The organism is Mucilaginibacter lappiensis (assembly GCF_050433765.1).
Lineage (GTDB): Bacteria > Bacteroidota > Bacteroidia > Sphingobacteriales > Sphingobacteriaceae > Mucilaginibacter > Mucilaginibacter lappiensis_A.
This window is the reverse complement of the sequence record NZ_JBNPWP010000001.1, coordinates 1010221-1036398: the sequence shown is the minus strand read 5'-3', so window position 1 is coordinate 1036398 and position 26178 is coordinate 1010221. Positions and strand designations below refer to the sequence as shown.

15 protein-coding genes are annotated in these 26178 nt (G+C 41.3%); 9 read left to right on the top strand and 6 right to left on the bottom strand.

Features of this window, described 5'->3' with window-relative positions; translation table 11 throughout:
• Positions 1-7 precede the first annotated feature (7 nt).
• The 6 genes from M2273_RS04070 to M2273_RS04045 all read right to left on the bottom strand — a co-directional run bounded on the left by M2273_RS04070 (position 8) and on the right by M2273_RS04045 (position 5685).
• Complete coding sequence (locus tag M2273_RS04070; protein ID WP_429393317.1) at positions 8-1321, bottom strand: chloride channel protein; 1314 nt, start codon at positions 1319-1321, stop codon at positions 8-10.
• 250 nt (positions 1322-1571) lie between these two features.
• Positions 1572-2039, bottom strand: a complete 468-nt coding sequence (locus tag M2273_RS04065) for an ester cyclase (protein WP_429393314.1) — start codon at positions 2037-2039, stop codon at positions 1572-1574.
• A gap of 15 nt (positions 2040-2054) precedes the next feature.
• The gene (locus M2273_RS04060; protein WP_429393311.1) at positions 2055-2396 is read right to left on the bottom strand and encodes an ArsR/SmtB family transcription factor; all 342 of its coding nucleotides are present in this window, start codon (positions 2394-2396) and stop codon (positions 2055-2057) included.
• A gap of 202 nt (positions 2397-2598) precedes the next feature.
• On the bottom strand, positions 2599-3474 hold the full coding sequence (locus M2273_RS04055) for an RNA polymerase sigma factor (protein WP_429393309.1): 876 nt from the start codon (positions 3472-3474) through the stop codon (positions 2599-2601).
• Between the two features lie 56 nt (positions 3475-3530).
• Complete coding sequence (locus tag M2273_RS04050) at positions 3531-4307, bottom strand: SDR family NAD(P)-dependent oxidoreductase (protein WP_429393308.1); 777 nt, start codon at positions 4305-4307, stop codon at positions 3531-3533.
• 376 nt (positions 4308-4683) lie between these two features.
• Complete coding sequence (locus M2273_RS04045) at positions 4684-5685, bottom strand: glycoside hydrolase family 43 protein (RefSeq protein WP_429393306.1); 1002 nt, start codon at positions 5683-5685, stop codon at positions 4684-4686.
• A 231-nt stretch (positions 5686-5916) separates the two neighbouring features.
• Here M2273_RS04045 and M2273_RS04040 point away from each other — a divergent pair, with 231 nt between their 5' ends.
• From M2273_RS04040 to M2273_RS04000, 9 genes are all read left to right on the top strand, one after another.
• Complete coding sequence (locus M2273_RS04040) at positions 5917-9996, top strand: two-component regulator propeller domain-containing protein (RefSeq protein WP_429393304.1); 4080 nt, start codon at positions 5917-5919, stop codon at positions 9994-9996.
• 372 nt (positions 9997-10368) lie between these two features.
• Complete coding sequence (locus M2273_RS04035) at positions 10369-13416, top strand: SusC/RagA family TonB-linked outer membrane protein (RefSeq protein ID WP_429393302.1); 3048 nt, start codon at positions 10369-10371, stop codon at positions 13414-13416.
• Positions 13417-13432: 16 nt separating this feature from the next.
• A complete protein-coding gene (locus M2273_RS04030; RefSeq protein ID WP_429393299.1) occupies positions 13433-15058 on the top strand; it encodes a RagB/SusD family nutrient uptake outer membrane protein in 1626 nt (541 codons plus the stop codon).
• A gap of 247 nt (positions 15059-15305) precedes the next feature.
• A complete protein-coding gene (locus M2273_RS04025) occupies positions 15306-16634 on the top strand; it encodes a BNR repeat-containing protein (RefSeq protein WP_429393297.1) in 1329 nt (442 codons plus the stop codon).
• Between the two features lie 30 nt (positions 16635-16664).
• On the top strand, positions 16665-17771 hold the full coding sequence (locus tag M2273_RS04020) for a glycoside hydrolase family 43 protein (RefSeq protein WP_429393295.1): 1107 nt from the start codon (positions 16665-16667) through the stop codon (positions 17769-17771).
• A gap of 786 nt (positions 17772-18557) precedes the next feature.
• The gene (locus M2273_RS04015) at positions 18558-19958 is read left to right on the top strand and encodes a S41 family peptidase (RefSeq protein ID WP_429393292.1); all 1401 of its coding nucleotides are present in this window, start codon (positions 18558-18560) and stop codon (positions 19956-19958) included.
• A gap of 79 nt (positions 19959-20037) precedes the next feature.
• Positions 20038-21123 (top strand): FecR family protein, encoded by a 1086-nt coding sequence (locus M2273_RS04010; protein WP_429393290.1) that lies wholly within the window; start codon positions 20038-20040, stop codon positions 21121-21123.
• Positions 21124-21202: 79 nt separating this feature from the next.
• Positions 21203-24484 (top strand): TonB-dependent receptor domain-containing protein, encoded by a 3282-nt coding sequence (locus M2273_RS04005; RefSeq protein WP_429393288.1) that lies wholly within the window; start codon positions 21203-21205, stop codon positions 24482-24484.
• Between the two features lie 163 nt (positions 24485-24647).
• Positions 24648-26105, top strand: a complete 1458-nt coding sequence (locus tag M2273_RS04000) for a hypothetical protein (RefSeq protein ID WP_429393286.1) — start codon at positions 24648-24650, stop codon at positions 26103-26105.
• Positions 26106-26178: the final 73 nt, after the last annotated feature.

Genomic DNA, 26178 nt, shown 5'->3' with positions numbered 1-26178 from the left:
GGATAAATTATGTTTTGATCTTTTCAACGTGTTCAGCCATTTCAGTTTCTTCGGTAGTATTCAGGTCCCGTATAAATTGAAGTTTGAGATAGTTATAAAGTGAATGTTTGTCTACTAAAATGGATACGAGGCTGGAAATCATACCTGCTAATAGCAAGTGAAATATTACGGCATGGCGATCTGTCATTTCCAATACGATGATTATCGATGTAAACGGCGACCGCGTTACCCCGGTTAAGAATCCAACCATTCCTGATAAAATAAGCATATTAGTATCGATAGCTGAAAAATTGAACCAACTGGCCACTAAGGAACCTATACTTGCTCCCGCACCCAGTGCTGGTGTAAATATGCCGCCTGCCGCGCCTGTTGTGAACGATAATAATGGGCCGGCAGTTCTTAATATAGGACTATACCAGTGTACATATTTAGCAGAAGTAAACAGGGTGTTTTGCATAACATCTTTACCAGAACCCAAAATTTCGCGGTTAACGAAGTAAGCCAGGGAAATCATGATAAGTGAACATGCTACAACATATAATACATGATGCCAGGAGAATTTAAATTTTGTTTTCCACGCGAAAATGAACAGGATCAATTTTGATACATAGCTCCCAAGCAATCCTGAAATCAGGGCAACTACAGCTACACCACAAAATATGTATGAAGAAAGGCCATTTAACTTTGGCGAGCCTAAGTATAAATAGGGGCCCAGCATCGCTTGTGCTGTAAGGCCAGCAATAATAACAGACGAGACAATTGCGGTTTTATTATAACTGAAGTGTGTTTTGGTTAAGCCCTCCATAGCAAAAATAATACCTCCTAAAGGCGTATTAAATGTTGCGGCCACGCCGGCTGCCGCACCCGCGATAAGCATACTTGATTTGGTGATCTTTGGCCACCATTTTGGCAGTACCTCGTATATTATTTTAAATATGGAGGCCGCTATTTGAATAGTAGGGCCTTCTCTGCCGATAGCCCCGCCGCCAAGTGCCATGAATAAACTTGAAATTACTTTTATGAATGCCACACGGAGGCTTAATAGTTTGTCAACAACCGGGTTGTTTTTGCGGGTAGCCGATAATTGTATGGCCGCCATAACCTGGGGATCTCCGCCTCCTTTGGAATAAGGTGCAAAACGGTGAACGAGCCACCAGGCCACAACAAAACAAACGGGCGACAAAATGAACAACGCCCATGCATACCGGTCAAAAATGGAAGATGTAAAATCCTCCGCTATCTGAAAAAACTTACCGTAAAGAACTGCAACCAGACCTGTAATAATGGATGCGATCCAAAAGGGGACCGCCTGTAATAGCATTCTTTTTAAGGTTACATTTCTTGTTTTGCCAACAGAATGTCTTAAATGAAGCCCGGTGCTGTGCATAATTTTCATTAATGATAATATGTAACCCCGCGGCATTAGCGTTAAATAAACAATGCTTATTCAACGCTAATGCTATTAAAAGAAATTGACTTTTATATTTAAGGTCATTAAAGTTGAATCGTTATTTCGGAATAAACCGATACATTGATTCAATAATTGCCTGTAAATAGGGGTAATTAAATGATTAAATTTTTTGTTGAGAAGAGGCTTTGGTAAGCTGCTCATACACTTCCCAGGAATTACGCTCCACCCGGTTATGTGCTAATTTGTTATCGCGTATTTCCCATATGGCAGTTCCGATTAAATTTATAGGCTGATTATTAGGTTCCAGCCCAAACATGCCGTTATGGAAACCGGTAAATCTCCATCTTGATACTACCTTGGAGCCATCCTTGCTTTCAAAGATATCCAGGTTTTCTAAATTGGCATTGTTTATTGTTTTCAGAAATCCGGCAACCCATTGTTTAAAATTCTCGCGGCCTTTGATTTCTACACCAGCATTGGTGATCATAAAATCTTCAACCATAAGTTCATCAATGAGGTTTAAATTATAAGGGTAGCTCCACACGTTATTCCAAAAATGCAGAACCTTGTCTACCGGAGATAATTCCGACAGAGCCTGTTGTTGAGAGGTGTTTGAATTTTTCATCATTTTTATATTTAAGTTTTAACATAATAAGCTCAGTTCCTGAAAAATGGCTTCATTTCTTTTATAGTAGGTCCACTGGCCCTTATGGGTAGAGATAAGTAATCCGGCTCGTTGCAACACCGCAAGGTTTTCCGAAATGGTAGACTGGGTCATACCAGTTTTCTTTTGGATTTGGCCCCCGCAAATACCTGTAATAAATGGTTCTTGTTGGTCTGGAAAATAATATTCAGGTGTTTTAAACCAGGCCAGTATTTGCAAACGGGTGGGGTTAGCGAGCGCTTTAAAAATTTCTACATGATTCATGACACAAATGTACATCGGGATTTCCCGATATTCCAATTGTTTTTTCTGAAATGACATGAAATTGACGGTATTAACATCAAGGATAACCTTTCTGTTTTGTGCGTTTATAGCACTCACAACTTTGCCGCGTTAGATATTATGTGTTGTTGGCACCCTGACCCGGAAGTTCAACAACCACAACTTTTTGACCTTTGAAACAGGACGCCGGGGGCAGCGATGTGATGATCGCTTTGAAATTTAAAATTGTAACTGGTAACGCTTAGTTTAAATGAAACAGTTGCTTGATTTGCGGGTCAAAAAGCAGCGATTCAATAAGTTGATCGCCAGCCTTTGTATCCGCATAAACCTGGCTGGTAAAAAAATGAAGGTATTTGCCTTCCATAAGGCTGTCTAATTCCTCGTTCTTGGCAACTGTTACTGAAAGAATAGACTGACGATATTCCGGTTTAAACGTCTGCGTTTCGGCATCTATTTTACCTTCATTCATAAACCCTTTCGTTTTCTTAAAGCACCTGCATGGATTATCCGGGTTCATTAACCCGCATTTATGGTCCATAAACTGGAAAAGATCCGCCTTTGCCCGTGATAATTGTTTTCTGAAATTCTCCGGAGTAATATCAAGCAATGCCGAAGCGATAGTAGATTTAATGTTAAAAATACCCCCAAGCACAAAAATAGCCCTTTGCTGCCTGTCCAGGCAAAGCAGCATGCTCGACATACAATTGTTACGCACGTCGGTAATGTGATCGCTGTACCGTTCCTGCTCTTCAAGGCTCATATCCTCACTATCATGCACCTCATCAATATAAACACCGAGCTTATTAAAAGAAATTACCTCCTTCTCCGCCTTTTTGCGTTTACTGCTGATAAAATGGTTCATGACCATGCGATACAGCCAGGTACGGAAACTACTTTTACCGCTGAATAAACTGAGCTTTGTTATCATTTTAATCAGTACTTCCTGTGTCAGGTCGGCCGCATCATCAGCGTCCCTTACCAGCTTGAGCGCTACGTTATAAATAAAGCGTTGGTGCAGACTGACAAGTTTTTCCATGGCTTGCCTTGAACCGTCGCAGGCTTGCTGAACGATGATGATGTCCTGGCTTTCATCGTATTTTTCGATAAATGGATACATGATCAAAAAGTTTATAGTGAGGCGGCATGTAATAACCTGCAAGTTAGTTAATTAAATTAGCTTCGGCCGGCAGCAAGACCGCCATCAATATCCAGAATAGTTCCGGTAATCCATTCCGCGTCGTCGGATAATAAAAACACGATAGCGTTAGCCACGTCCTGAGGCTGGCCGTTACGGCCTAAGGGATGGATGCTATTTAAACCCTTATAGGCATTTTTAACACCTTCAGCTGAACCGGCCAATTCATCCAGAACGCCAGTTTCAACAACACCGGGAGCAATGGCATTTACACGAATTTTATCATCAGACAATTCCATTGCTGCATGCTGTGTAAAAGCCTGCAAAGCGGCTTTGGCCATTGAATAAGCTGAGGTTGGGGTTCCTTTGACAGCATGTTTTGCCCAGTATGATCCGACGTTAACAATTGATCCGCCACCATTGGCTTTCATTTTTTTTGCGATCGCCTGGGTAATGAAATAAAACCCTCTGTTAATATCCTGAAAAGCATCATAATCTTCACGCGTGCTGTCCAAAAATGGTTTGGGAGCAAAAATACCTGAAGCATTTACCAGGTAATCGATGGCCTGATTGTCTCTATCAAGTGTCGAAATGTAATTAGTCACGTCCTTATCTGACGTGAGGTTAAGCCTGATTCCGGAGACCTCGCCGAATGCGCTTAATTCTGTTACGGCTGCATCAACACTTGACTGACTTTTACTGATAACAATCACTTTAGCGCCGTTTTCTAACAATAATTTTGCAGTGGCTTTGCCCATGCCGCTTGTTCCGCCAATTACAATGGCTGTTTTTGAGTGGAAAGATGAAGTTTTCATAATTGCTTTTTTAATTTGTTTACACCTTAGACGCATCTTTTAAATACTGTGACAACTTTAATGATGACGTCACAAAGCAGCTATGCCGGTCATTACTTTATCAATTGACAGGGTCAAAATCAGATCGATCAATCCCTGTTCTTCTATTAAGTCTTTTTGTATTTGACAGGAAAGTTTAAAAAACGTTCATAAAAGCCCTTTGCACTGTACTCTGAGTGCAGTCACCATTTATGAGATCACTTTAAAAAGGATTGGTAGAACAAAGTGATTTTTACGACTAACTGATGTCGCGCATAGGCAACATGCCTTCCGTTGAAGTGCATATTATGGAAAACACGGCGGATGCCAGTGGTGTGGTGAGCCAGGTCAGTGATCGTCAGCGTGTAATGGTCTCGGCGTGCACTATCAGCCTGTCGCCAGAGTCATCTACTTCAAACAAATGGGGTATCCGTCGGTACCGGCCATTAATATTCTGGTGACTATGTACTGCCATCAACAGTTTGCCCTGTAATGTTTTGAATAGCATGCCATGTCCGAAATTAGGCGGGGTAATAGGTTCTTTCTCATGTACCCATGGGCCATCGAGCGTACCGCTTGAAGAATAGGCCACACCTTGCGTATAAACGTCATACACCCAACTTGTCCAAATCATACCCAGGCGCCCTGTTTGGGTACGGAACACGTACGGTCCGTCTGTAACCTTATTAGGGTGGACATTCCCGTTTTCATCCTTTTCCCTGCTCCAGGGAGAATCGCTGGCGCGGAATAATACCTTTCCAATTCCCACAGAGCCGCTTAAATCAGGTTTTAGTTCAATTTTCTCGATAGTGCCGTTCCAGTTCTGTAACCATTCATAGCAATATATTATATAAGGTTTTCCATCCTTGTCCACCCAAAATGTTCCGTCCAGCGTCGGTTTGTTAGCAGGCAAATAAGTAGCGTCATGCATTGGCACATAAGGGCCGGCCGGCCGATCACTGACCAGGACATGAGATGCACGGCGTTCTATGACATTGCCTTTTACTGTATCAATCTTAACGTCACGGTTAGTAAACGTAGCAAAGTAATAATACCTGCCCTTATACTCATGCAATTCCGCAGCCCAGATCATAGGGTGGGGGCCCATCCAGGACTGGGGATCGGTCTTTGTAACCTGGAAAGGACCATCCCACAATTTGAGATCTTTGCTTTTCCAGAGCATGCCGCCTGTACCCGTCATGTAGTACATGGCAGTTTTAGAATCTGCCAGGATAAATGGATCGCTAAGCTGGATGAAATCAAGCGGAATATTTTTTCTCGGGATAATAGTTTTTTGCTGAGCAAAAAGGGTGATTGAAAAAATCAACAAAAAGTATAAAAGAGGGAAAGACTTTTTCATATCAATAAAAATTGGCATGCTGTTTATTTATGGTTTTTTAATATTGGCTAAGTACGAATTTAGGTGTTTTTTAACCGACATAAAGGGGGATAAAACCATATTTTTCAGGGGCCATAATCGCTTTACAGGTCTTCCAGAACGAATATTTTGGAATTATTTATTAATCAATCCCGATGCCCGTTTTTTTAAATTATTTGTAGTTTTACGAACCAACCGTGTGTTTTAATAAAAATGCGTAAAAAAATAAAGTATGTTTTCCTTTTCAAAGCGTACTTGTATTTTAGTATACTATTACCTTTCAAAGTTGGGGCTGCAACACAACAACCCATCAGAGTTCTTAATATTGATAATGGTTTATCTAATAATTCTGTCACCTGCATAACTAAGGATAAATACGGGTTTATGTGGATGGGGACTTATGATGGCCTTAACCGTTATGATGGTTACACGTTTAAGGTTTTCCGGAATATTTGGGGGGATAAAAATTCGCTGGTCAACAATCACATTAAATCCATTAATGCTTACGATGGACGAATATATGTAGGCACGGAGAAGGGCCTCATGTTTTTTGACTATGCTGATTCCCGGTTTCATGCACTTTATTGTTATAATGAACAGCATCAGCCTGTTAAAATCGGATTTAATATCAATGAAATAGTTGCCGACCGCTCCGGTAATGTTTTTGTCACTAACGGTACGTACGGTTTCTTGAAATTTGGTAAAACAGATACCATTGGCAAAGAGATCCCGTATGACACCAATAAACAACGGTTTAATACGCTGGCTACCCGCATAGATAACCGGGGCACCATATGGGTGCTGGTAAGCAAAATTGGGCTCGGCAGATATGACGCCGTAAATGAAAAGATAAAAATTGTAGCTCCTGAGCTGGCATATGCTGGCTGTATGACCATTGATGGAAAAGGTAAAATAATAGCGGGTTCGGGCAACGAATTATTTATGTACGATCCCGTTTCCCTTAAAACCACAAAGCTTGATAATGGGCTGAACAAATTGACCAGCAATAATATTTTTAGCTTAACTACAACAAAAAACGGTGATATCTGGGTAGCGACCAACGGGGGAGGCATCAAAGTATGGAATCCATCGGCAAATAACCTTACTTATATCAATGCAGGCGAAACACCCAATAGTTTACGAAGCGGTGCCGTTGATGCTGTTTATGAAGATGATGAATCCCGGATCTGGATAGCAACCTTACGGGGCGGCGTAAATATTATTGACCGCAAGCCGGTATCATTTCATTTATTCGCACATGATGCTTTTAATAAAAACAGCGTTATCAATAATTTCATCCTGTCGTTTTGTGAAGATAAACAACATAATGTGTGGGTTGGTACCGATGGCGGCGGGCTAAATTACTGGAATACCAGGACTAATACATTTGAAACCTATATACACCAGGATACACCCGGAACCATAAGCAGTAATTTTGTTGTAAGCATTTTAAATGACTATACCAACAAAATATGGGTAGCAACTTTTAACGGCGGTATTGACGCGTTTGATAATGTAACCAGGCGGTTTAAACATTATAGTTGCTACAATCAGGTAGATAAAAAGGAGGAAAGAAACTTTTGGAAACTATATGAAGATTCGCAGCACCGCCTGTGGGCAGCCAGCACCTGGGGAGGCGCTTTGTTTTTGTACAACCGTAATAAAGATCAATTTGAACTTTTTGATAACAGCCTGGTAAATATCCACGCGCTGTTTGAAGACCATGCGGGTAATTTATGGGCCGGAAATTACATCAACCTTATTAAAATTGATGTTCAGCATAAAAAACACCACTTTTATTTTATTGGTCAGGCCATAAGGGCTATTACTGAAGATAGTAAACGCAATTTGTGGGTTGGCACCGAAGGTGGTGGATTGCTTCAATATGATACAAATACCTATCAATATAAAAGGTACACAGAATCGGCCGGATTACCAAGCAATAGTATACTTAATATATTGGTGGATAACAACGGGAATTTATGGTGCAGTACCTATAACGGACTTTCCAACTTCAATGTAAAAACAAAAAAGATCACCAATTACAATGCTTCTGATGGGTTACAAAGCAACCAGTTTAATTATAACGCGGCCCTGAAACTGGCATCGGGTAAAATGCTTTTTGGCGGCATAAATGGATTCAATTTTTTCTCGCCAGATAGTATCGCATCCTACGTGCACCAGCCCCGGCTGATGCTTTCTGACTTTAAAATAAATAATGTATCCATTGAGCGCGATAGTACCTATGAACAAAAACAGCCATTAAATGAATTAAAAGAAATAACTATCCCGTTTAACCTGGCTACATTGAATATCAGTTATACGGCGCTCGAATACTCCTTTCCTGAAAAAATCTCTTATGCCTATTACCTCGAAGGCTGGGATCATGGTTGGAATTATGTAGGTAAGCTCAAGTCAGCCTATTTTTCGCGCCTTAATGAAGGAACTTATACCCTGAAAATCAGGGCTACCAATACAGAGGGGCAATGGGCAGCGCCACCCATCGCCATTAAAATTATTGTTTTACCTCCGTGGTACCGTACGTGGTGGGCCTTTTTAATTTACCTGTCACTGGTGTTCGCTATAGCGTACGCGTTTTATAATTACAGGGTAAACCAGGCCAGGCTCAGGTTTAAAGTAAAGCTGGCCAACCTGCAGGTAGAAAAAGAAAAGGAGCTTAACGAAAAGAAGCTAACTTTCTTTACCAATGTATCGCACGAGTTCAGGACGCCGCTAACGCTTATTATTAACCCTATAAAAGATCTTCTTAATCAAAGCAAGGGTAATACCGAAGAACTGAGTACCATTTATCGTAACGCGCGTCGCCTGCTTGGTCTGGTTGATCATTTACTGCTTTTTCGGAAAACCGAAAGCGAAAACACGCAGCTGAAAGTGAGTAAGCTAAATTTTGTGAGTTTATGTAGGGAGGTTTATTCCTGCTTTATTCAGCAAGCCAAAATTAAACACCTTAATTATAGCCTCGAAAGCCGGGTAGAAAACATGGAGGTATACGGCGACCTGGAGAAGATAGAAATTGCCCTGTTCAACCTCATATCAAATGCTATAAAATTTACTCCAGACGGCGGTACTATCCATATTATAATTGAGCAGGATGATGCTCTCGTGTACTTTAAAATAATGGATAGCGGCATAGGTATAAATGCCGATGTGGGTGACAGGCTGTTTGATAAGTTTTACCAGGCAAAAGATAAAAACTATTTCCGTAAAGGTTTTGGCATAGGTTTATACCTGGTTAAGGTTTTTATTGAAAGCCATAAAGGTAGTATCAGCTACTTCAACAACTCTGATGGTGGTACTACATTTTTGCTCGCACTGTTAAAAGGTAAGGCTCATTTTTCCGAAGATGCGATAGTTGATGATGCTGTACCAGATTACACCTACGTAAATGAACTTATTGATGATGATAACAAAGATGCTGAGCAGGAAGAAGATCTGGCCGCGTTGGAGTTATTCAGTTCGGCCAAGTATTCGCTTATAGTGATTGATGATAATGATCAGATCCGGTCATACATCAAAAAGATATTTACGCCTGGTTATATCGTAATGGAAGCCCAAAATGGCACTGCAGGTCTTGAGCTTATTAAAAAACATATGCCTGATGTAATTATAAGCGACATTGTAATGGATGGTTTGAGCGGGCTTGATTTATGCCGGATCATAAAGGAAGATCAAGCCATAAGCCATATCCCTGTTATACTTTTAACCGGGGATACAACGCCTGATATCATGTTGAAGAGTATAGAGGAGGGGGCTATTGATTTTTTACGCAAACCTTTTGATAAAGAATTGCTTATTGCGCGGGTAAAAAGTGTATTGCGCAATAAAACCGAGCTGCAGAACTACTTTTATAAGGAGGTTACCAAAAATAGCAACGGCCGTAGTATCTCGCAGGAAAACAAGGATTTCCTGGATAATTGTATTTCGGTGATCGAGCATTATTTTACCGATGACCAGTTTGATGTATATGTGCTGGCCAAAGAGATCGGTATTAGTTACCCAACGTTATTTAAACGCCTGAAAGGTATCACCGGGCAGTCTGTTAATAATTTTATCCGATTTGTGCGCTTGCGCAAAGCCGCCGAATTGCTCATCCAAACCAATCGTAATGTTAACGAAACCGCATTCCAGGTGGGCTTCAGTGATGTAAAGTATTTTCGCGAACAATTCTTCAAGCAATACGGGGTCAATCCATCCGAGTTCATCAAAAAACACCGCGCCAGTTTTCAAATCTCCTATCGTATGAATGAGTTTGAAAAAAACTCATCCAAATAAATTGGCCTCTATTTTGGCGATATACTATCGCTCGGAAAATCTCCCCAAATAAAATAAGCGTTATTTTAACACTTATTTCTTGCGTATTTTTCAAAATCTGTTAAAATAACGTGTTTTTATATGTTTTGACCCCTGTAATTTATAGTTTTACCCCTCTCTCGCAATGCCGAATTACGCTTATTTCGTTTCCACCAACAAGCAATAATCAATATCAATATTTTATTGCCGGCAAATTATAAACTAAAACCAAACGCTATGGAAATTTCAAAAACGCACAATTGGATAGCTCCTGCTGTGGGGTTAAATCGCCCGGGATAGATGCGGTTACTAACTATAATCCGAATTAAATAAACCCAATAAACCAATTAAATTATGAAGTACAGATTTACTCACTTAAACAGTTTTTCCGTATGGCTTTTGATAATAATGCTGATGGGCATTACCCAAGGGGCCAGCGCGCAAACAAAAATTAATGTAAAAGGCGTTGTAAAAGATGCCACCGGCAATGTGCTACCGGGTGCAACGGTAAACATCGAAGGCACAAGCCAGTCAATCACAACCGATGCTAATGGCGCTTTTAAAATTGATGTTGCCGAAGGCTCCACGCTAAGAATCTCCTTTGTGAGCATGGTTGCTAAAAGTATCCGGGTTAATAAAAATACAACCACATTAAACGTAGTACTTGAAGATAGCAACAAGCAACTGAATGAAGTAGTAGTGGTTGGTTACGGTACTCAAAAACGATCGGATGTTACCGGATCTGTTACAACCGTACCTAAATCGCGCCTGTCACAATTGCCGGTTACCAATATTTTACAGGCCGTTGAAGGAGCTGTTGCCGGTGTTACAGTTACCTCACCTTCATCTGTGCCCGGCTCACAACCAACTGCCACTATTAGGGGGCAAAATTCAATTTCAGCCGCTTCCGGACCATTCGTAGTAGTTGATGGTATCCCGCTTACCAAAAGCGGCGGCTCACTCAATGATATCAACCCCAATGATATCGCCTCCATGGAGATATTAAAAGACGCGTCGGCGGTGGCTATTTACGGTGCCAACGGTTCGCAGGGTGTTATCCTGATCACAACCAAGCGCGGTACAACAGGTAAACCGGTTATTCGGTATAATGGTTATGGCGGTTATGAAAACCTGGGCCATATTCTGGAACCAAGGGATCCGGCAGCATTTACCCAAAAGTTTTTGGATTATGAAGCGCAAAATAATTTAAAACAGCAATTTCCTGAACCTGTATATAACAACTCCGAACGGGCTAATTACGCTGCCGGACGTACCATTGATTGGGTTAAAGAAAGCACCCAACAGGGTATTATGCAGGATCATAACCTGAGTGTAAGCGGCGGCACACCGGATGTGAAATATTTTTTGTCTGCCGATTACCTAAAACAAAAAGGGGTCATAAAGGGCTATCAGTATAACCGGGCAAGCGTACGTTCAAATTTGGATGTAAATGTAACCAGTTTCCTGAGCATGGGCGCAAACCTTTATTTCGCTAATAATAATTATGACGGCGGCCGGGCCAATTTACTCAACGCCACCGCTATGAGCCCATACGGTAATGAGTATAACGCCGATGGTACCTATACCATTTACCCGATGGCGCCCGAACAGTTATTCACCAATCCATTACTGGGCTTAACTACCGATCAGATTAACCGCAGTGTAAATATTAGCGGGAATGGTTATGCCCAGATAACATTTGGCGGCGTGCTTAAAGGATTAAAATATCGCTTAAATGCGGGCTATACCTATTTACCCACCCGCGTAGACAGCTACAGCGGCAGGCTGGCGAACACGCCATTAGGTTCGGCTACAGCATTAAGCTCCGAAACCAACAGCTACACGCTGGATAACTTATTATTATATACAAGGGACTTTGGTAAACACCGTATTGATTTCACCGGGCTTTACAGTACCCAGCAAAGAAAATACTTTACTTCGGGCATAGCCGGAACAGGCTACATTAATGATGAGCTCTCATTCAACCAGATCGGGATTGGCTCAACCATATCGGGCGCAACAGTAAATGGTTCATTTTCAGGGACCTATTCTGACAGGTATGCGCTCAATTCACAAATGGCGCGTTTAAACTATTCTTATGACAGCCGTTATTTATTAACACTAACTGTTCGTCGTGATGGCTCATCGGTATTTGGTGCCAATACTTCCAAATATGGCTGGTTCCCGGTAGCGGCTGTTGGCTGGAATGTGAGCAACGAGCGTTTTCTTAAAGACTCCAAATGGATCAATAATTTAAAGTTAAGGGCATCTTACGGTAAAACCGGTAACGAAGCTGTTAGCGTATACAGAACAATAACATCGGATGGTACCGTCAGGTTTCCGTTTAACGGGGTAAGCAACATAGGGGTACAGGCCAGTAACCTTGGTAACAGCAACCTGCATTGGGAAACTACCAATGAGGGTAACATAGCAGCTGACTTTTCGGTACTGAACAGCCGTATTTCAGGTACAGTTGAATATTATGATTCACGTACCTATGGGTTATTGTTAAACCGTGCCCTTCCGCTTATTACAGGTTATTCCCAGGTGGTTGATAACATTGGTAAGGTGGCCAATAAAGGTGTGGAGGTTACCCTGAACACCCGTAACATCGACGGCTCAAATTTTAAATGGGAAAGCACCATTGTATTTTCAGCCAACAAAAATAAAATAGTTGACCTGTATGGCGATGGAAAAGATGACATCGGTAACAGGTGGTTCATCGGAAAACCAATCGGCGTAATTTATGATTATAAAATGACCGGTGTTTGGCAAACAGGCGAAGACGCTTCAAAACAAGACCCCGGCGCCAAACCCGGCGATCTGAAGTTTGCAGATACTAACGGCGATGGCAAAATTACAGCTGATGACAAGGTAATTCAGGGGCAAACCGCTCCTAAATGGACCGGGGGCTTAACCAATACTTTCCATTATAAAAACTTTAACCTGAGCATATTTATACAAACTGCCCAGGGCATGTTAAAGAACAATACCGACCTCAACTATGCTGATGAATCGGGCAGAAGAAATACACCGGCAGCTATTGGCTATTGGACACCAACTAATGGCAATCAACAGTTCCAGTCGCTATCATACACAAATACCCGTGGTTATGGTTATCCCCGCGATGCCAGCTATACCCGTATCAAGGACATCACCTTTAGCTACGTTGTGCCGCAGAAATTGCTGGATAAGGCGCATATAGCCGGTTTAACACTCTACGCAAGCGGGCGTAATTTAAAAACCTTTACAAATTGGATTGGTTGGGATCCACAGCAAAGTTTTTATACCAGAGGTACATCAAATTCCGGAGCTAATCAGTCGGCGTATATTGCTGATTGGACTAACAATTATCCTGTAACACGTACAATTATTATAGGCGCTAATATTTCTTTAAAATAAAGACACACGTAAAGACATGAAAAATTATTCAACAATATTAATTTTTGCAGCAGTGTTGGCAACGGCGTTTGCATCTTGTAAAAAATCCTTTCTGGACGAAAAACCTTACTCATCCTATACCCCGTTAACGCTTACCGACTCCTTAGGTCTTGAAGCATCTGCTATAGGCTTATATAACCTGCAAACCGGTATATTAACCTACTCAAGCGCGCAAGGCTGGCCCAGCGTTTGGCAGGTAGGTACCGATGTGGCAAACGCCACCATACAACAGCAGGGTATTGAAGTACCTTATTATAACTATAGCCAGCTCACCGCAACCGATGGCGCGGCTTCTTATATATGGGGGAAATATTATGCATTGATCAATAATGCCAATAGCATAATTGACAATACAGAAAACCCGGCCACAACCAAAATAGGGGCGCTTGGCAAAAAACAGGTTGAAGCCGAAGCAAAGTTTTTCAGGGCTTATGCCTATAATAACCTGGCTACGCTTTTTGGTGGGGTTCCGCTGATTATACACGCGTTATCTGCCCCAAAAACAGATTTTATCCGGGCAACACTTAATGATGTAAATGCGCAAATTGTAAGTGATTTAACTTATGCAAGCGCCAATCTTTACGAATTAAATGCGGGTAATGCTAAAACCAACGCCCAGGGCAAGCCGGTTAGCCGTGCCAATAAGTACATGGCCATGCAATTACTGGCCGAGGTATATCTCCGTATGGGTAAAAATGACCTGGCCGAGCAACAGGCGCAGGCTGTTATAAATAGTGGTAAATTTAGCCTGGTTAAAGGGCGTTATGGTGTTAGGGCAGGTGGTGCCGGCGACTACTATTCTGACATGTTTGTTTATGGCAATCAACGCCGCTCACAAGGTAACACCGAAGCTATCTGGGTGCTTGAGCAGGAGAACTCAGCAGTTGTAGTGGGTGGTAACGTTGATAATGCGCAGCAACGCCGTGTATGGGGCGCTGCTTATTATGCCGTTCCGGGTATGCTTCCCTGCGATTCACTGGGGGGGCGTAGTATCGCGAGGTTAAGACTAAGCAACTGGGTGCTTTATGGCTTATATCCGGCTGGCGACATGCGCAATTCGCAGTACAGTATTAAAAGGCAATATTATTATAATGACCCTGCTTTCCCTGCTTTATTGGGTAAACCGGTACCTTTCGCCGGTGCCGATACCGCTTTTAGAATTTGCCCAAGCACGTTGAAATGGGGAGCCTTTGACCCTAATGATACTTTTGGCTATGCCATGATCAAAGATTTTGTGATGATGCGTCTTGGCGAAACTTACCTGCTTTTAGCCGAAGCACAGGTAAAACAAGGTAAAACTACAGATGCCGCTGCCGCTATAAACGCGTTAAGGACCAGGGCAAATGCCCCGCAGGTTACACCAGATCAAATGACTTTGAACTTTGTATTGGACGAACGCGCCCGCGAGTTGGTGGGGGAGGAGAACCGGCGTATGACACTGATGCGTACCGGAACACTTGTTGAACGCGCCCTGCGGCTTAATGGCAATGACGCGGTGCATCCTACAAGCGGTTTAACCGCTAAAAACATGCTGCTGCCAATCCCTTTAACCGAAATTCAATTAAATAAGGATGCAAAATTAGACCAAAACCCCGGATATTGAGGAGCGAAGGCGGATTAATGAGCTTATTAACAGACGAAAAATTGCAGTAAATCAGGACATACCAAATGTGTTAAGCAAACCGGTTAAGGAAGGTCCTTAACCGGTTAATAAATAAGAGCCGGAGAATACGAGTGTATCACGCCCGTTTCCAGGAAAGACCCGGGGGGGGAATTTCCCCGGGACTACCGGCAATTAAAACTCAAATAAAAGACAAGGGCAGTGTTTATTGCCCTTACTTTTTCTTTTTATGAAATTATACTGTTTAAAATATCAACTTTTAATAGGTGTCCTGCTTTGCGGTGCGATGGCTGCAATAGCGCAAACCGGCAAGGTTACTACCAGTACTATAGGCCTGGGCTGGGCAAACAACTCCGTTAATACGGTTGTATTTCGTAAAAATTCACTCGTTACTTTTAAGGGCGAACAATATGCAGCCTATTACAATAATGAACAGATATTGGTGCTGGCTAAAAGAAAAAGCGGCGCGGCTAACTGGCAACTTTTAGCTACACCATATAAAGCCGATGCTACTGATGCCCACAAGGATATAAGTATTATGGTTGATGGTGCCGGTTATTTACATGTTGCCTGGGGGCATCATAACCAAACATTAAATTATGCCAAAGGTGTTAAACCCGGCAGTCTCCTTTTATCGGCACCACAAAGTATGACGGGCGTTAACGAAAACAGGGTCAGCTATCCCGAGTTTTACCGTTTGCCTAATGGCGATCTGCTGTTTGTTTACCGCGATGGAAGTTCAGGTAATGGCAACCTGGTGATGAACAGGTATGACACACGTTCGCAAAAATGGGCTAATGTACAGCAAAATCTTATTGATGGCGAAGGCAAACGCAATGCTTACTGGCAGATGTGTATTGATATAAAAGGGACTATTCATATTTCATGGGTATGGCGCGAGAGCCCCGATGTGGCAAGCAATCATGATATGTGTTATGCCCGTTCAAATGATGGCGGTCTAAGTTGGGAAAAATCAACCGGCGAAAAATGTACGCTCCCCATTACGGCCGCCAGTGCCGAGTATGCCTGCAACATACCACGACATAGCGAACTCATCAATCAAACATCCATGTTTGTAGATGATAAGGGTAACCCGTTTATTGCTACCTATTGGCGTGATAGCAGCACTGCAGTTCCTCAATATCATATTATTTATAAAACAGGGAGCAACTGGCAGTCGGCCAACCCTGGTTTCAGAAACACGGCTTTCAGCCTTGGTGGGGAGGGTACCAAAAGCATCCCCATATCCCGACCACAAATAATTGCCTGGAAAAAAATCGGGAAACAATCGGTAGCGCTTATATTCAGAGATACTGAACGGGGTAATAAAGTTTCTGTGGCTGTAAATGCCGATCTGCAAAGTACCAACTGGCGGGTTAGTGATTTGACAAGTACATCCGTAGGGGAGTGGGAGCCAACTTATGATACCGAACTATGGAAAGATAAAAAAGTACTCAACCTGTTTGTGCAAAAGGTAACACAGGTTGATGGCGAGGGGAAAGCCAGCATCGCTCCCACTAAAGTACAGGTATTGGAATGGAATCCTTTAAATAATTAATCATCATAAAAATAACAGAAACATCATTATATGAAATACTATCGCTTTTTATTACCTGCCTTTTTGCTGCTAAGTATCATTGGTCATGCGCAAATCAAGTTAAACAGTTTCAGCCCCGGCGCACGCTGGCCCGATGACAAAGGGGTACACATTAATGCTCATGGCGGAGGTATATTATATAATAACGGTGTTTATTATTGGTTTGGTGAGCACAAGGTTGCCGGCAATGCGGGTAACCGGGCCATGGTGGGGGTGCATTGCTATTCGTCAAAAGATCTGTATAACTGGAAAGACGAGGGCATATCACTAAGTGTTTCGCCAGACCCGGCAAGCGATATCGCAAAAGGATGTATCCTGGAGCGGCCAAAGGTTATTTATAACAAAAAGACGAAGAAATATGTCATGTGGTTTCATCTTGAATTACTGGGTAAGGGGTACAGCGTGGCCCGTGCAGGAGTTGCGGTAAGTGATAAGGTGACCGGTCCATACCAGTTCGTTAAAAGCTACCGTCCTAATCCGGGGCAAATGCCGTTCTATCCAGAGCTTACTCCTCAGTCTGATCAATTAAACTGTCTTAGCCCGGCTAACAAAAGCGATGGTTTCTTTTGCCGTGATTTGCCTGGTGGTCAGATGGCGCGCGACATGACCGTTTTCGTTGACGACGATGGCAAGGCTTACCATGTTTTTTCATCCGAAGAAAACTACACGCTTGACCTGGCCGAGCTAACACCCGATTATACAGGTCATACCGGCAAATTCATTCGCATATATATAGGCCACCAAACGGAAGCGCCCGCTTTGTTTAAGCGCAATGGAATTTATTATATGATTGGCTCGGGCTGTACAGGCTGGGCGCCTAACGCGGCCCGTTGGTTTACGGCCAAATCTATCTGGGGGCCATGGACCTATCACGGTAACCCCTGCCAGGGGCAGGATAGCCAGATCACTTATGGAGGTCAAAGCACCCATGTGCTGCCCGTAGCTGGTAAAAAAGATGCCTTTATATTTATCGCTGATAAATGGACTCCGAAAGATGCAATTGATGGCCGTTACCTGTGGCTGCCTATAAGTTTTAAAGGTGATGATATGGAAATAAACTGGATAGATAAATGGAGTCTTGACACATTTGAGAAATAACATGCGGAATCTTCGCTGCTAAAGTCTTTATTACCTTATTGTAAATTTTGAAAAACACTCATGGAATAATGAAGTGAAAATCATTTATTTTGAGTATTCCAAAGGATGTATACGAGCCAGCATTTTAATCCTAATATTGCCTTTAGAGCATCAAACAATGTCACTAAACTAAATGAGAAATCATTATTAATCTTTAAATCAATTCTGTCCATAACCAGGCCATAAGTGAAAAAAAGAATAAACCACCGCAGATGACTAAACTACCTGTTAACAGTAGATTTGGATTATAACCAAGGTGTTCAGGGATTTCTTTGTCTAAATTATCCTGCTGCATACATTAAACTGAATGATACGGCCCGTAAAAGATTTTTTTTTGTGAGAATAACGCCATAAAATCTTCGTCCAAACCAAATTGCCCAAATCAGAACAACAATATCGAGTAATGACAAAATTAAAATAGAGATGCTTGTTCTATGCATAAATAAGTTTTAAGGGACAGACTTTCCGATACCTAATGGGGCACAGGATATAATTTGTCAGGTGTCGCAAGTCACTGTCAAAAATTATACTGCCTATTAATAGCTACACGGTTAATAAGCCGGAATTTACTACTTCATATTGCAAGAAAAATTTTCAGGGATGAAATTAAAAACGAATGGTCGCTAAATCCCATTAATGATCATGTTATCAGATATTCTCATTTAACTCATTAAAATGCATTAAAGAGAATAGTAAAATAACCATTTCCATTCGTGTATAAACAGGAAACAACATTTCCATTATACTATGAAATTTTTTAAAAAAATTGTCTTGCCAACCTTTTTGGTAATATCTGCTATTGTTGTATCCTGCAAGAAAAACGGAGAAGCGCCCAATATACTACCAGAAAACAATCAATGGATTTTGGATAGCATGAAAGTGTATTATTACTGGGCCGATCAGTTACCGCAAAGACCGGGTGCAAATACAAATTCTACCGATTTCTTTAAAAGCCTGCTTAATTCTGCAGACAGGTTTTCCTATATGGACGACCCGGAACATCCTCCAACCGAATATTCATCTTTTGGTTATTATGGATTTGAGTATGCATTGATAGAGCATCCGGCTTTTCCTGGTCGTTTATTGGGCACGGTAACGCTGGTTACTCCAGGAGGACCTGCCGCGAAACAAGGACTACGACGTGGGGATTTATTTTTATCAGTAAATGGAACGGAGATTAATTCCGCTACAGCGGATGGGATTATACATACTTTAAAGCAAGGGGCAGATATTGTATTGCAAATGACAACAATTAGCAACGGTCAGCTAATTAACGGATCTGCACTTTCAATTTCACATTCCTATTTCCGGGAGCAGCCCGTTTACCTGACTAAACTGTTTACCAACGGAAGTAAAAAGGCTGGCTATATTTATTACAATGGTTTCACCCAAGAGTTTGACAGAAACATACTTGATTCCATTGCAAGATTTAAAAGCAGCGGTATTTCAGATCTGATAATAGACTTACGGTATAATCCGGGTGGCGACGTATCCACGGCTGCGAAAATAGCTGTAGCATTAGCACCTGTTAAAGAAGGCCAGACATTTATAATTAGCCAGGCAAATAAAAATGGCGGACAAATTACCGATTCATTTGCTCAAAGCATTAACAAAGGTAATTCACCTCCCAGAACTTTTGCCGAGGTGAGAGATTCAAGAATAACTATTTCTAAACTATATGTGCTTACCTCTTTAGCTACTGCCTCGGCAGCTGAATTATTGATCAATAATCTTAAACCTTATTTGCCTGTTGTACAAATTGGAGAAAAAACTGTTGGAAAAGACATGTCTGGTTTTGAAATCTACGACCAGCGGACACCCCCCCAAATAACTTATTTATTACATCCCCTGATTTTTAAATTATATAATGCAAATAAGCAGGGGGATTATAGTCAGGGATTAATTCCTGATTATTATATTGATGAATTTGGCGCCTTACCATTAAAAGAATTTGGAGACAAAAATGACCTTTTGCTAAAAAAAGCATTGGAATTATCGTTGGAGTCCTCATTAACAACTTCTTCCTCCAGAGTTACTTCAAACTCAGAAATGTTATCCAGGAGAGGCAAAGCTATATTTCAGTCTTCTGCTGCTCGTAGCGCAGGTATGTCGCCTGTTAAAGCAACAAAAACAGGACTAAAATTTTAAAAATAAAAAGCGTAGTAAAAAATACAATCTCATTCGTATTACTAATAAAACCAGAATAAGTCTGGATGCCCTTAAATTGATGACAAAGCAATTAATATATAAATATTTCGCCGGTAATTGTTCACCTGAAGAATGTGCAATGGTTGATGAATATCTTAAAGGTAGTGATTTAAGATTGCTTCATGATTATATGGATAACATGGCTAAAAACATTGCTAATGAAAGTGTTTTTAGTAAAGACGAATCTGATAAATTACTGGGTTCTATCCACCAAAAAATAAATAGCGAAGAAAAATTCCATTATATACATCAGAAAATTAATTATAAAAAACTTCAGGTAGTTTCTGCAGATAAGGATGATAAAATAAAACAGATAGACATATATGAGAATAAAAGAAAATCATCATGGAAACCTCAGCTGCGCATAGCGGCAAGCATTACCTTGATTTTGTCAATTGTAGCAGGGTCTTATCAAATATGGAAGCGACAGGGAAATAGCACAAAATCAAGCCTATCTGTATCCAACTGGACAATGGTAGACAATGCTTCGGCAAATGTAAAGGAGTTACAAATGCCAGATGGTACAAATATCTGGTTAAATGCATACTCTTCTTTGGCTTTTAAAAAATCAGAATACAATTGTTTGAAAAGGGAAGTGCGGATTAGTGGTGAAGTTTTTTTTGATGTAGCGCACAATGCCAGCAAACCTTTCATTGTGCGGGCCGGAAACATAAGTACTACAGTACTGGGTACCGCTTTCAATATTGAGGCATATGGAGCTGAAAAAGATATCAGGGTAATATTGGTTCGCGGTAAAGTTCGTGTTAAAACCGGGATTTCTGAACATATACTTACTCCAGGCCAAGTGCTGAAGTATAATAACAGTAATCGTCAGATAGCTGTAAATGAAATCCAAACCAAAGATGTTAATTCCTGGATTAACGGAAAGCTTGTATTTAATGATGTTCCATTGCAAGCCGCCTTCAACAGGATCGCACAGCTGTATCATATAAGGATAGTTGTGGCTAAAAATACAAAACTGGAAAACAAACGCCTTACAGGTGTTTTCGAGCGCAAATCGCCTGAAAATGTACTGAATAATATCCTTTTTGTTTACAAGTTGAATTACCACAAGAAAGGAGGCGACTATATTGTAAATCCTTAGACAAAAAAGGAAAGCGTTGTTCCACCAACGCTCTCCCGAATAATTTTTCAAGCTGTTAGAACTTAAAAAAAATAAATTTATGTATCTCTTTACACAATTACGTGTTTTTAATAAAAAAAAAATAATAGTTATCCTCCTGCTATCTACGCAGTTCTTATTTGCACAGGGTTCATCAGGCCAGTTTGCAAATAATAATATATTTAAGATCAATGCCCCGGTAACGCTAACCCTGGCTAATCCTACTTTAGACCAAGTGCTGATGAAACTAAGCGGCCAGGCCGGTTATCGTTATGTGTATGACAATAGCCAGGCTAAAACAGTTAAAATTAACAGCTTAAATTTTAATAATATACCATTAGGCAAAGTTTTGCAAAAGTTGCAGGATGAAGCCGCGCTAACCTATAATATGGAGGGAAATTCAATCATGATCAGGATTGAAGAGCGCAGGAAAATAAAAAAAGTTGATCCGGGTAAAATTACAGGTAAAGTTTTGGATGAAAAAGGCGAAACGTTACCCGGAGCTAATATTAAAGTAATTGAAACAGGTACAGGTACACAAACCAGTGTAGATGGCAGCTATTCGTTAAGCCTTTTACCCGGTACCTACACTTTAGAAATATCATACATTTCGTTTCAAACACAACGTATTACGGGCGTTGTGGTTGGTGCAGGCAAAATGACTTCATTAAATATTGCCTTAAAAATAGCCACCGGAACTTTAAATGAGGTATTAGTCACCTCCACTTATCAACGGGCTTTTGTACAAGGTTTATATGCGCGCCAAAAAAATAATGCGGCTATGTCTGATGGTATTACCGCCGAGCAAATTAGCCGTACGCCAGACAACAATGCCGCTCAGGTTTTAAGAAGAGTGAGCGGTTTACAGGTATCTCAAAACAAATATGTGGTTGTACGGGGGCTTAGTGACCGATACAATAATGTATTACTTAATGGCAATCAACTTCCGAGTACTGAACCTAACCGCCGGGATTTTGCTTTTGACTTGATCCCGAGCGCCCTGGTAGATAATATCGTAGTTAATAAAACAGCCACGCCCGATCTTCCGGGTGAATTTACAGGGGGGCTTGTACAGGTAACCACCAAAGATATACCAGATGAAGACTTTGTTACGCTTTCTATAGGCAGTGGTTTTAACAGCCAGGCAACCGGAAAAGATTTTATCGGCGGTCAAAGAGGATCATCCAATTATTTCGGCTTTGCCAATGATGTGCAAAAAAAGCCAACAGGCATGTCATTTGCCGATTATAATGTACTGGCTGCTAAGATCGATAACAGTAGCGCCTCGACCGAAGAAAAGCAGAAAGCCTCACAATTTCTTGGTAAATTCCCGGATAACTGGGCTATGCGCCGTTATACCGCGCAACCTATCCAAAGTTACTCTTTAGCAGTTGGCCGCAGTATCCCTATTAATAACTCGAAATTGGGGGTAATCGCGGCCTTTACTTATCGTAACGAACAAACAGCCGATCAGGATGATCAATATTTACCCACCGTACTTGATTATAAAGGTACCGATTATGTATTTACCACTTTATTAGGCGGCAGCTTGAACCTGGGTTATAGTTTTGGTAAAAATAAATTCACTTTAAAAAACACCTACAATCGCCGTTTTACCGATAAACTTTACCAATTTAGGGGTACCGATCTATTAAGTACTGGTACACTTAATAATTACGCTGCGCAAACCCTGATTAATGAATTATTCCAGAGCAGTTTTACGGGCGAACACGCTTTTGGCAAAAGAGGCATTAAACTCGATTACAGCGGCGCCATTTCTACATTGGAACGCGACCAGCCCAACAGCCGCGTGGTTAGTATGCTTGGGGACCCTGTAAGCAGTGGGTCGCCTGATAATTACTATCACTATAATTTTAATGATTTCACAGCAAGTTTAGGTTCTGTTTTTTATTCGCACCTTTCAGAGCGGCGTTATGCTTACCAGGCCAATGTCCAATTTCCTTTTAAACTGCTTGGCCTCGACCAAAGCTTTAAAACAGGGTACCAGGGTAGCTACCGGAAGGCAAATTTCGGCGCTGATTCTTACAGGATCAGGAACTTTCCGGGCAATGTAACTAACTTTTCTGGATATGCTTACACCGATGTGTATAACAACCAGAATTTTATTGACCAGAAATTATTTTTCATTCCTTTTATAGGCGGAGGGGAGCCCGCAAGCAACGGCTCCGCTACCGGTTATAACGGTAAACAGCAACTGGATGCCTATTATGGTATGTTGGATATTAAACCTGTAGCGAAATTAAGATTGATAGGCGGCTTACGGTTGGAGCAAAATAACCAGCAGGTTTTTACCAGTACCTTAGGCAAAGCCGCTGACAACCAAGTAAGGCCATTTGTTGACAGTTTGATAGCTGTTAAAAAAACGGATTGGTTACCCTCTGTAAACGCCATTTACGCGCTAACACCCAAAATGAATATAAGGGCAGCTTTTTATAAAACGATAGCCCGACCCGATCTGAGGGAACTTTCATTCTTTCAGTATTTTGATTTTGATGTTTTTCGCACCGTAAGCGGTAGCAATCTCAAGCCTACGCAGATCAAAAACTACGACCTGCGCTATGAATTTTATCCCAGCCCCGATGAGATTATTTCTGTATCAGGGTTTTATAAAAAATTCACCAACCCAATAGAGTTAACATTCGAAAACACCTCCGGCGTACCCAATTTAGTGTACCGCAACCTGGCCAGCGCTAAAGATGTTGGCTTTGAAGTTGATTTTCGTAAATCCTTAAAATTAATTTCGCCATCTTCGCCATTTTGGAAAAACCTGTATGTATCGGGTAGTTTTACCCTGGTTGATGCTTCTGTTGATCTTGGCGCACGGGCCGGGGTAGATAGCACGGGAAAAGCGATCATCAGCAAGCGCGACCGGCCTTTATACGGGCAATCGCCTTATATCATTAACGGAGGCATCAATTACACTGGCACCCGCTTTGGCCTCAATGTGGTTTATAACCGTTACGGAAAAAGGGTTGTAACATCTACAGCCAATATATCAACCGATGAATATGAGAATCCCCGCGACCTGGTTGACATGCAAGTGAGTTATAAGTTTTTAGAAAAGCGGCAGGCAGAACTACGGTTCAATATCAGCGACCTACTTAACCAGAATTTGATAACGTACCGAAACCAGTATGGCGAAGGCAATCCAACTTATCCGCCATATACTCCATCCGTTAAACCATATCCCGGAGACGGATCAACTTTTGGGCCTGGGCAGCTGGATCCTAAAGGTACTTCCTACAATGCCAAATATGATGCAGTTACTTTCCGCCGGAAGAGTGGAACCAATTATACACTCAATTTTATATATCGCTTTTAATTGTACCTATAAATAAAACAACCCTAAAAAAGAAAGGAGAAAGGCTTATTAAAAAAAGAAAAACGGGCCGGATATGATCTGGCAGAATCAGGAAAATGAAAATTCAAGTATCTATTTTATTAAAATCAAGCATTAAGCTTAAGTTATAAAAACTACTAATATTATGAAAAATCAAAATAAATTTACAGGTATCTATCTTTCTAAATTTTCTTTTTTATTCGTCTTAATTGCCGCCATGTTTATAGCTGGCTGTAAAAAAGATAACGGAAGCAACGCCGCACCAGAAGGTGAATTTAACCGCGCTGCTAATGCCTTATTTCCTGATAACAGGCCAGTTCCTACCACTGTTGTTACTTTAAGTGGTGTTTTAACCGGAACAATCAATCTTGTTAATACCACTTTGTATAAACTTAATGGCCCTGTATATGTAGACAGCTTAGCCACAATTAATATCCAGGCCGGTACTTTTATCAAAGGGTTGGATAAAATCCATACTACTTCTGGTTTTCCTTCTTATCTGGTAATTAGAAGAGGCGGTAAAATTAACGCGACTGGAACTGCAACAGCTCCTGTTGTTTTTACGTCTGAGTACGCTGCTGGTAGCCGTGCCGAAGGAGATTGGGGTGGTATAGTGTTATTAGGCCGTTCACTGGTTAATAATGTTAATCCTAAAGTAGAGGGCATCCCTGCTGCGCAAATCCCAGCTGTACTTGCTGGAAAAGATGCAATAGGCTATGGCGGAAATATTGAAAATGATAATTCAGGTATACTAAGAAATGTAAGGATCGAATTTGCCGGTGAAGTTATTACAGAAGGTAATGAGCTAAATGGCTTAACTTTAGGAGGCGTTGGATCTGGCACTACTTTAGATCACATCCAGGTATCATATGGCGCCGATGACGCGTTTGAATTTTTTGGCGGATCGGCAAATGCTACTAATTTGATCTCTTACCTGAATGATGATGATGACTTTGATTTTGATCAGGGTTACCAGGGCAGTATCCAGTTTGCTGTAGCTCAAAAAGATCCAAGAGCTGCTTTCCCAAGATCAACCAGCCCTAATGGTATTGAATCAAATAATGTAACAGCACCAATAGTTATCGGTGGTGTTAATGCAGGGAGGGTTACCAATCCTATATTGAGCAACTTTAGCCTTTTAGGTGATACATCAAGTACCACAGCACCGTCTGTAGGTAATGGTACTGTATTTAGAGTAGGCTCAAGCGCGGTGTTTAAAAATTCAATTGTTGGCGGTTATATTACCGGCGCAAACGTTTCAACAGCTGCTGCTTCATTGGTTTACACTAATAACCTGGTACATTATTTTACTACATCAGGTGTTCCAGCTGGAAACACTACTTTCACAGGTACCGCATCTGATCCGTTCAGACTTTTGGCTCCATATAATATCACAACACCTGATTGGAGATACAATACTGGTTTACCAACTTCTCCTGCAGCTACCGGATGGAATGCTACCGGCCTTACTGTTACACATGCCGGAGGCTCACTTGCATCATTTACCAATACAACTTACAGAGGTGCATTTGGTATCAGAACTGGCAGCAGATGGGATTCTACAGGATGGGCTTCATATCAGCCAACATCAAATCCTTACTAAAAAGTTTATAAGTACAATTAAAAGAAACATCCCGGGGACTATAAAGCATCCCCGGGATTTATTAATAAATAAT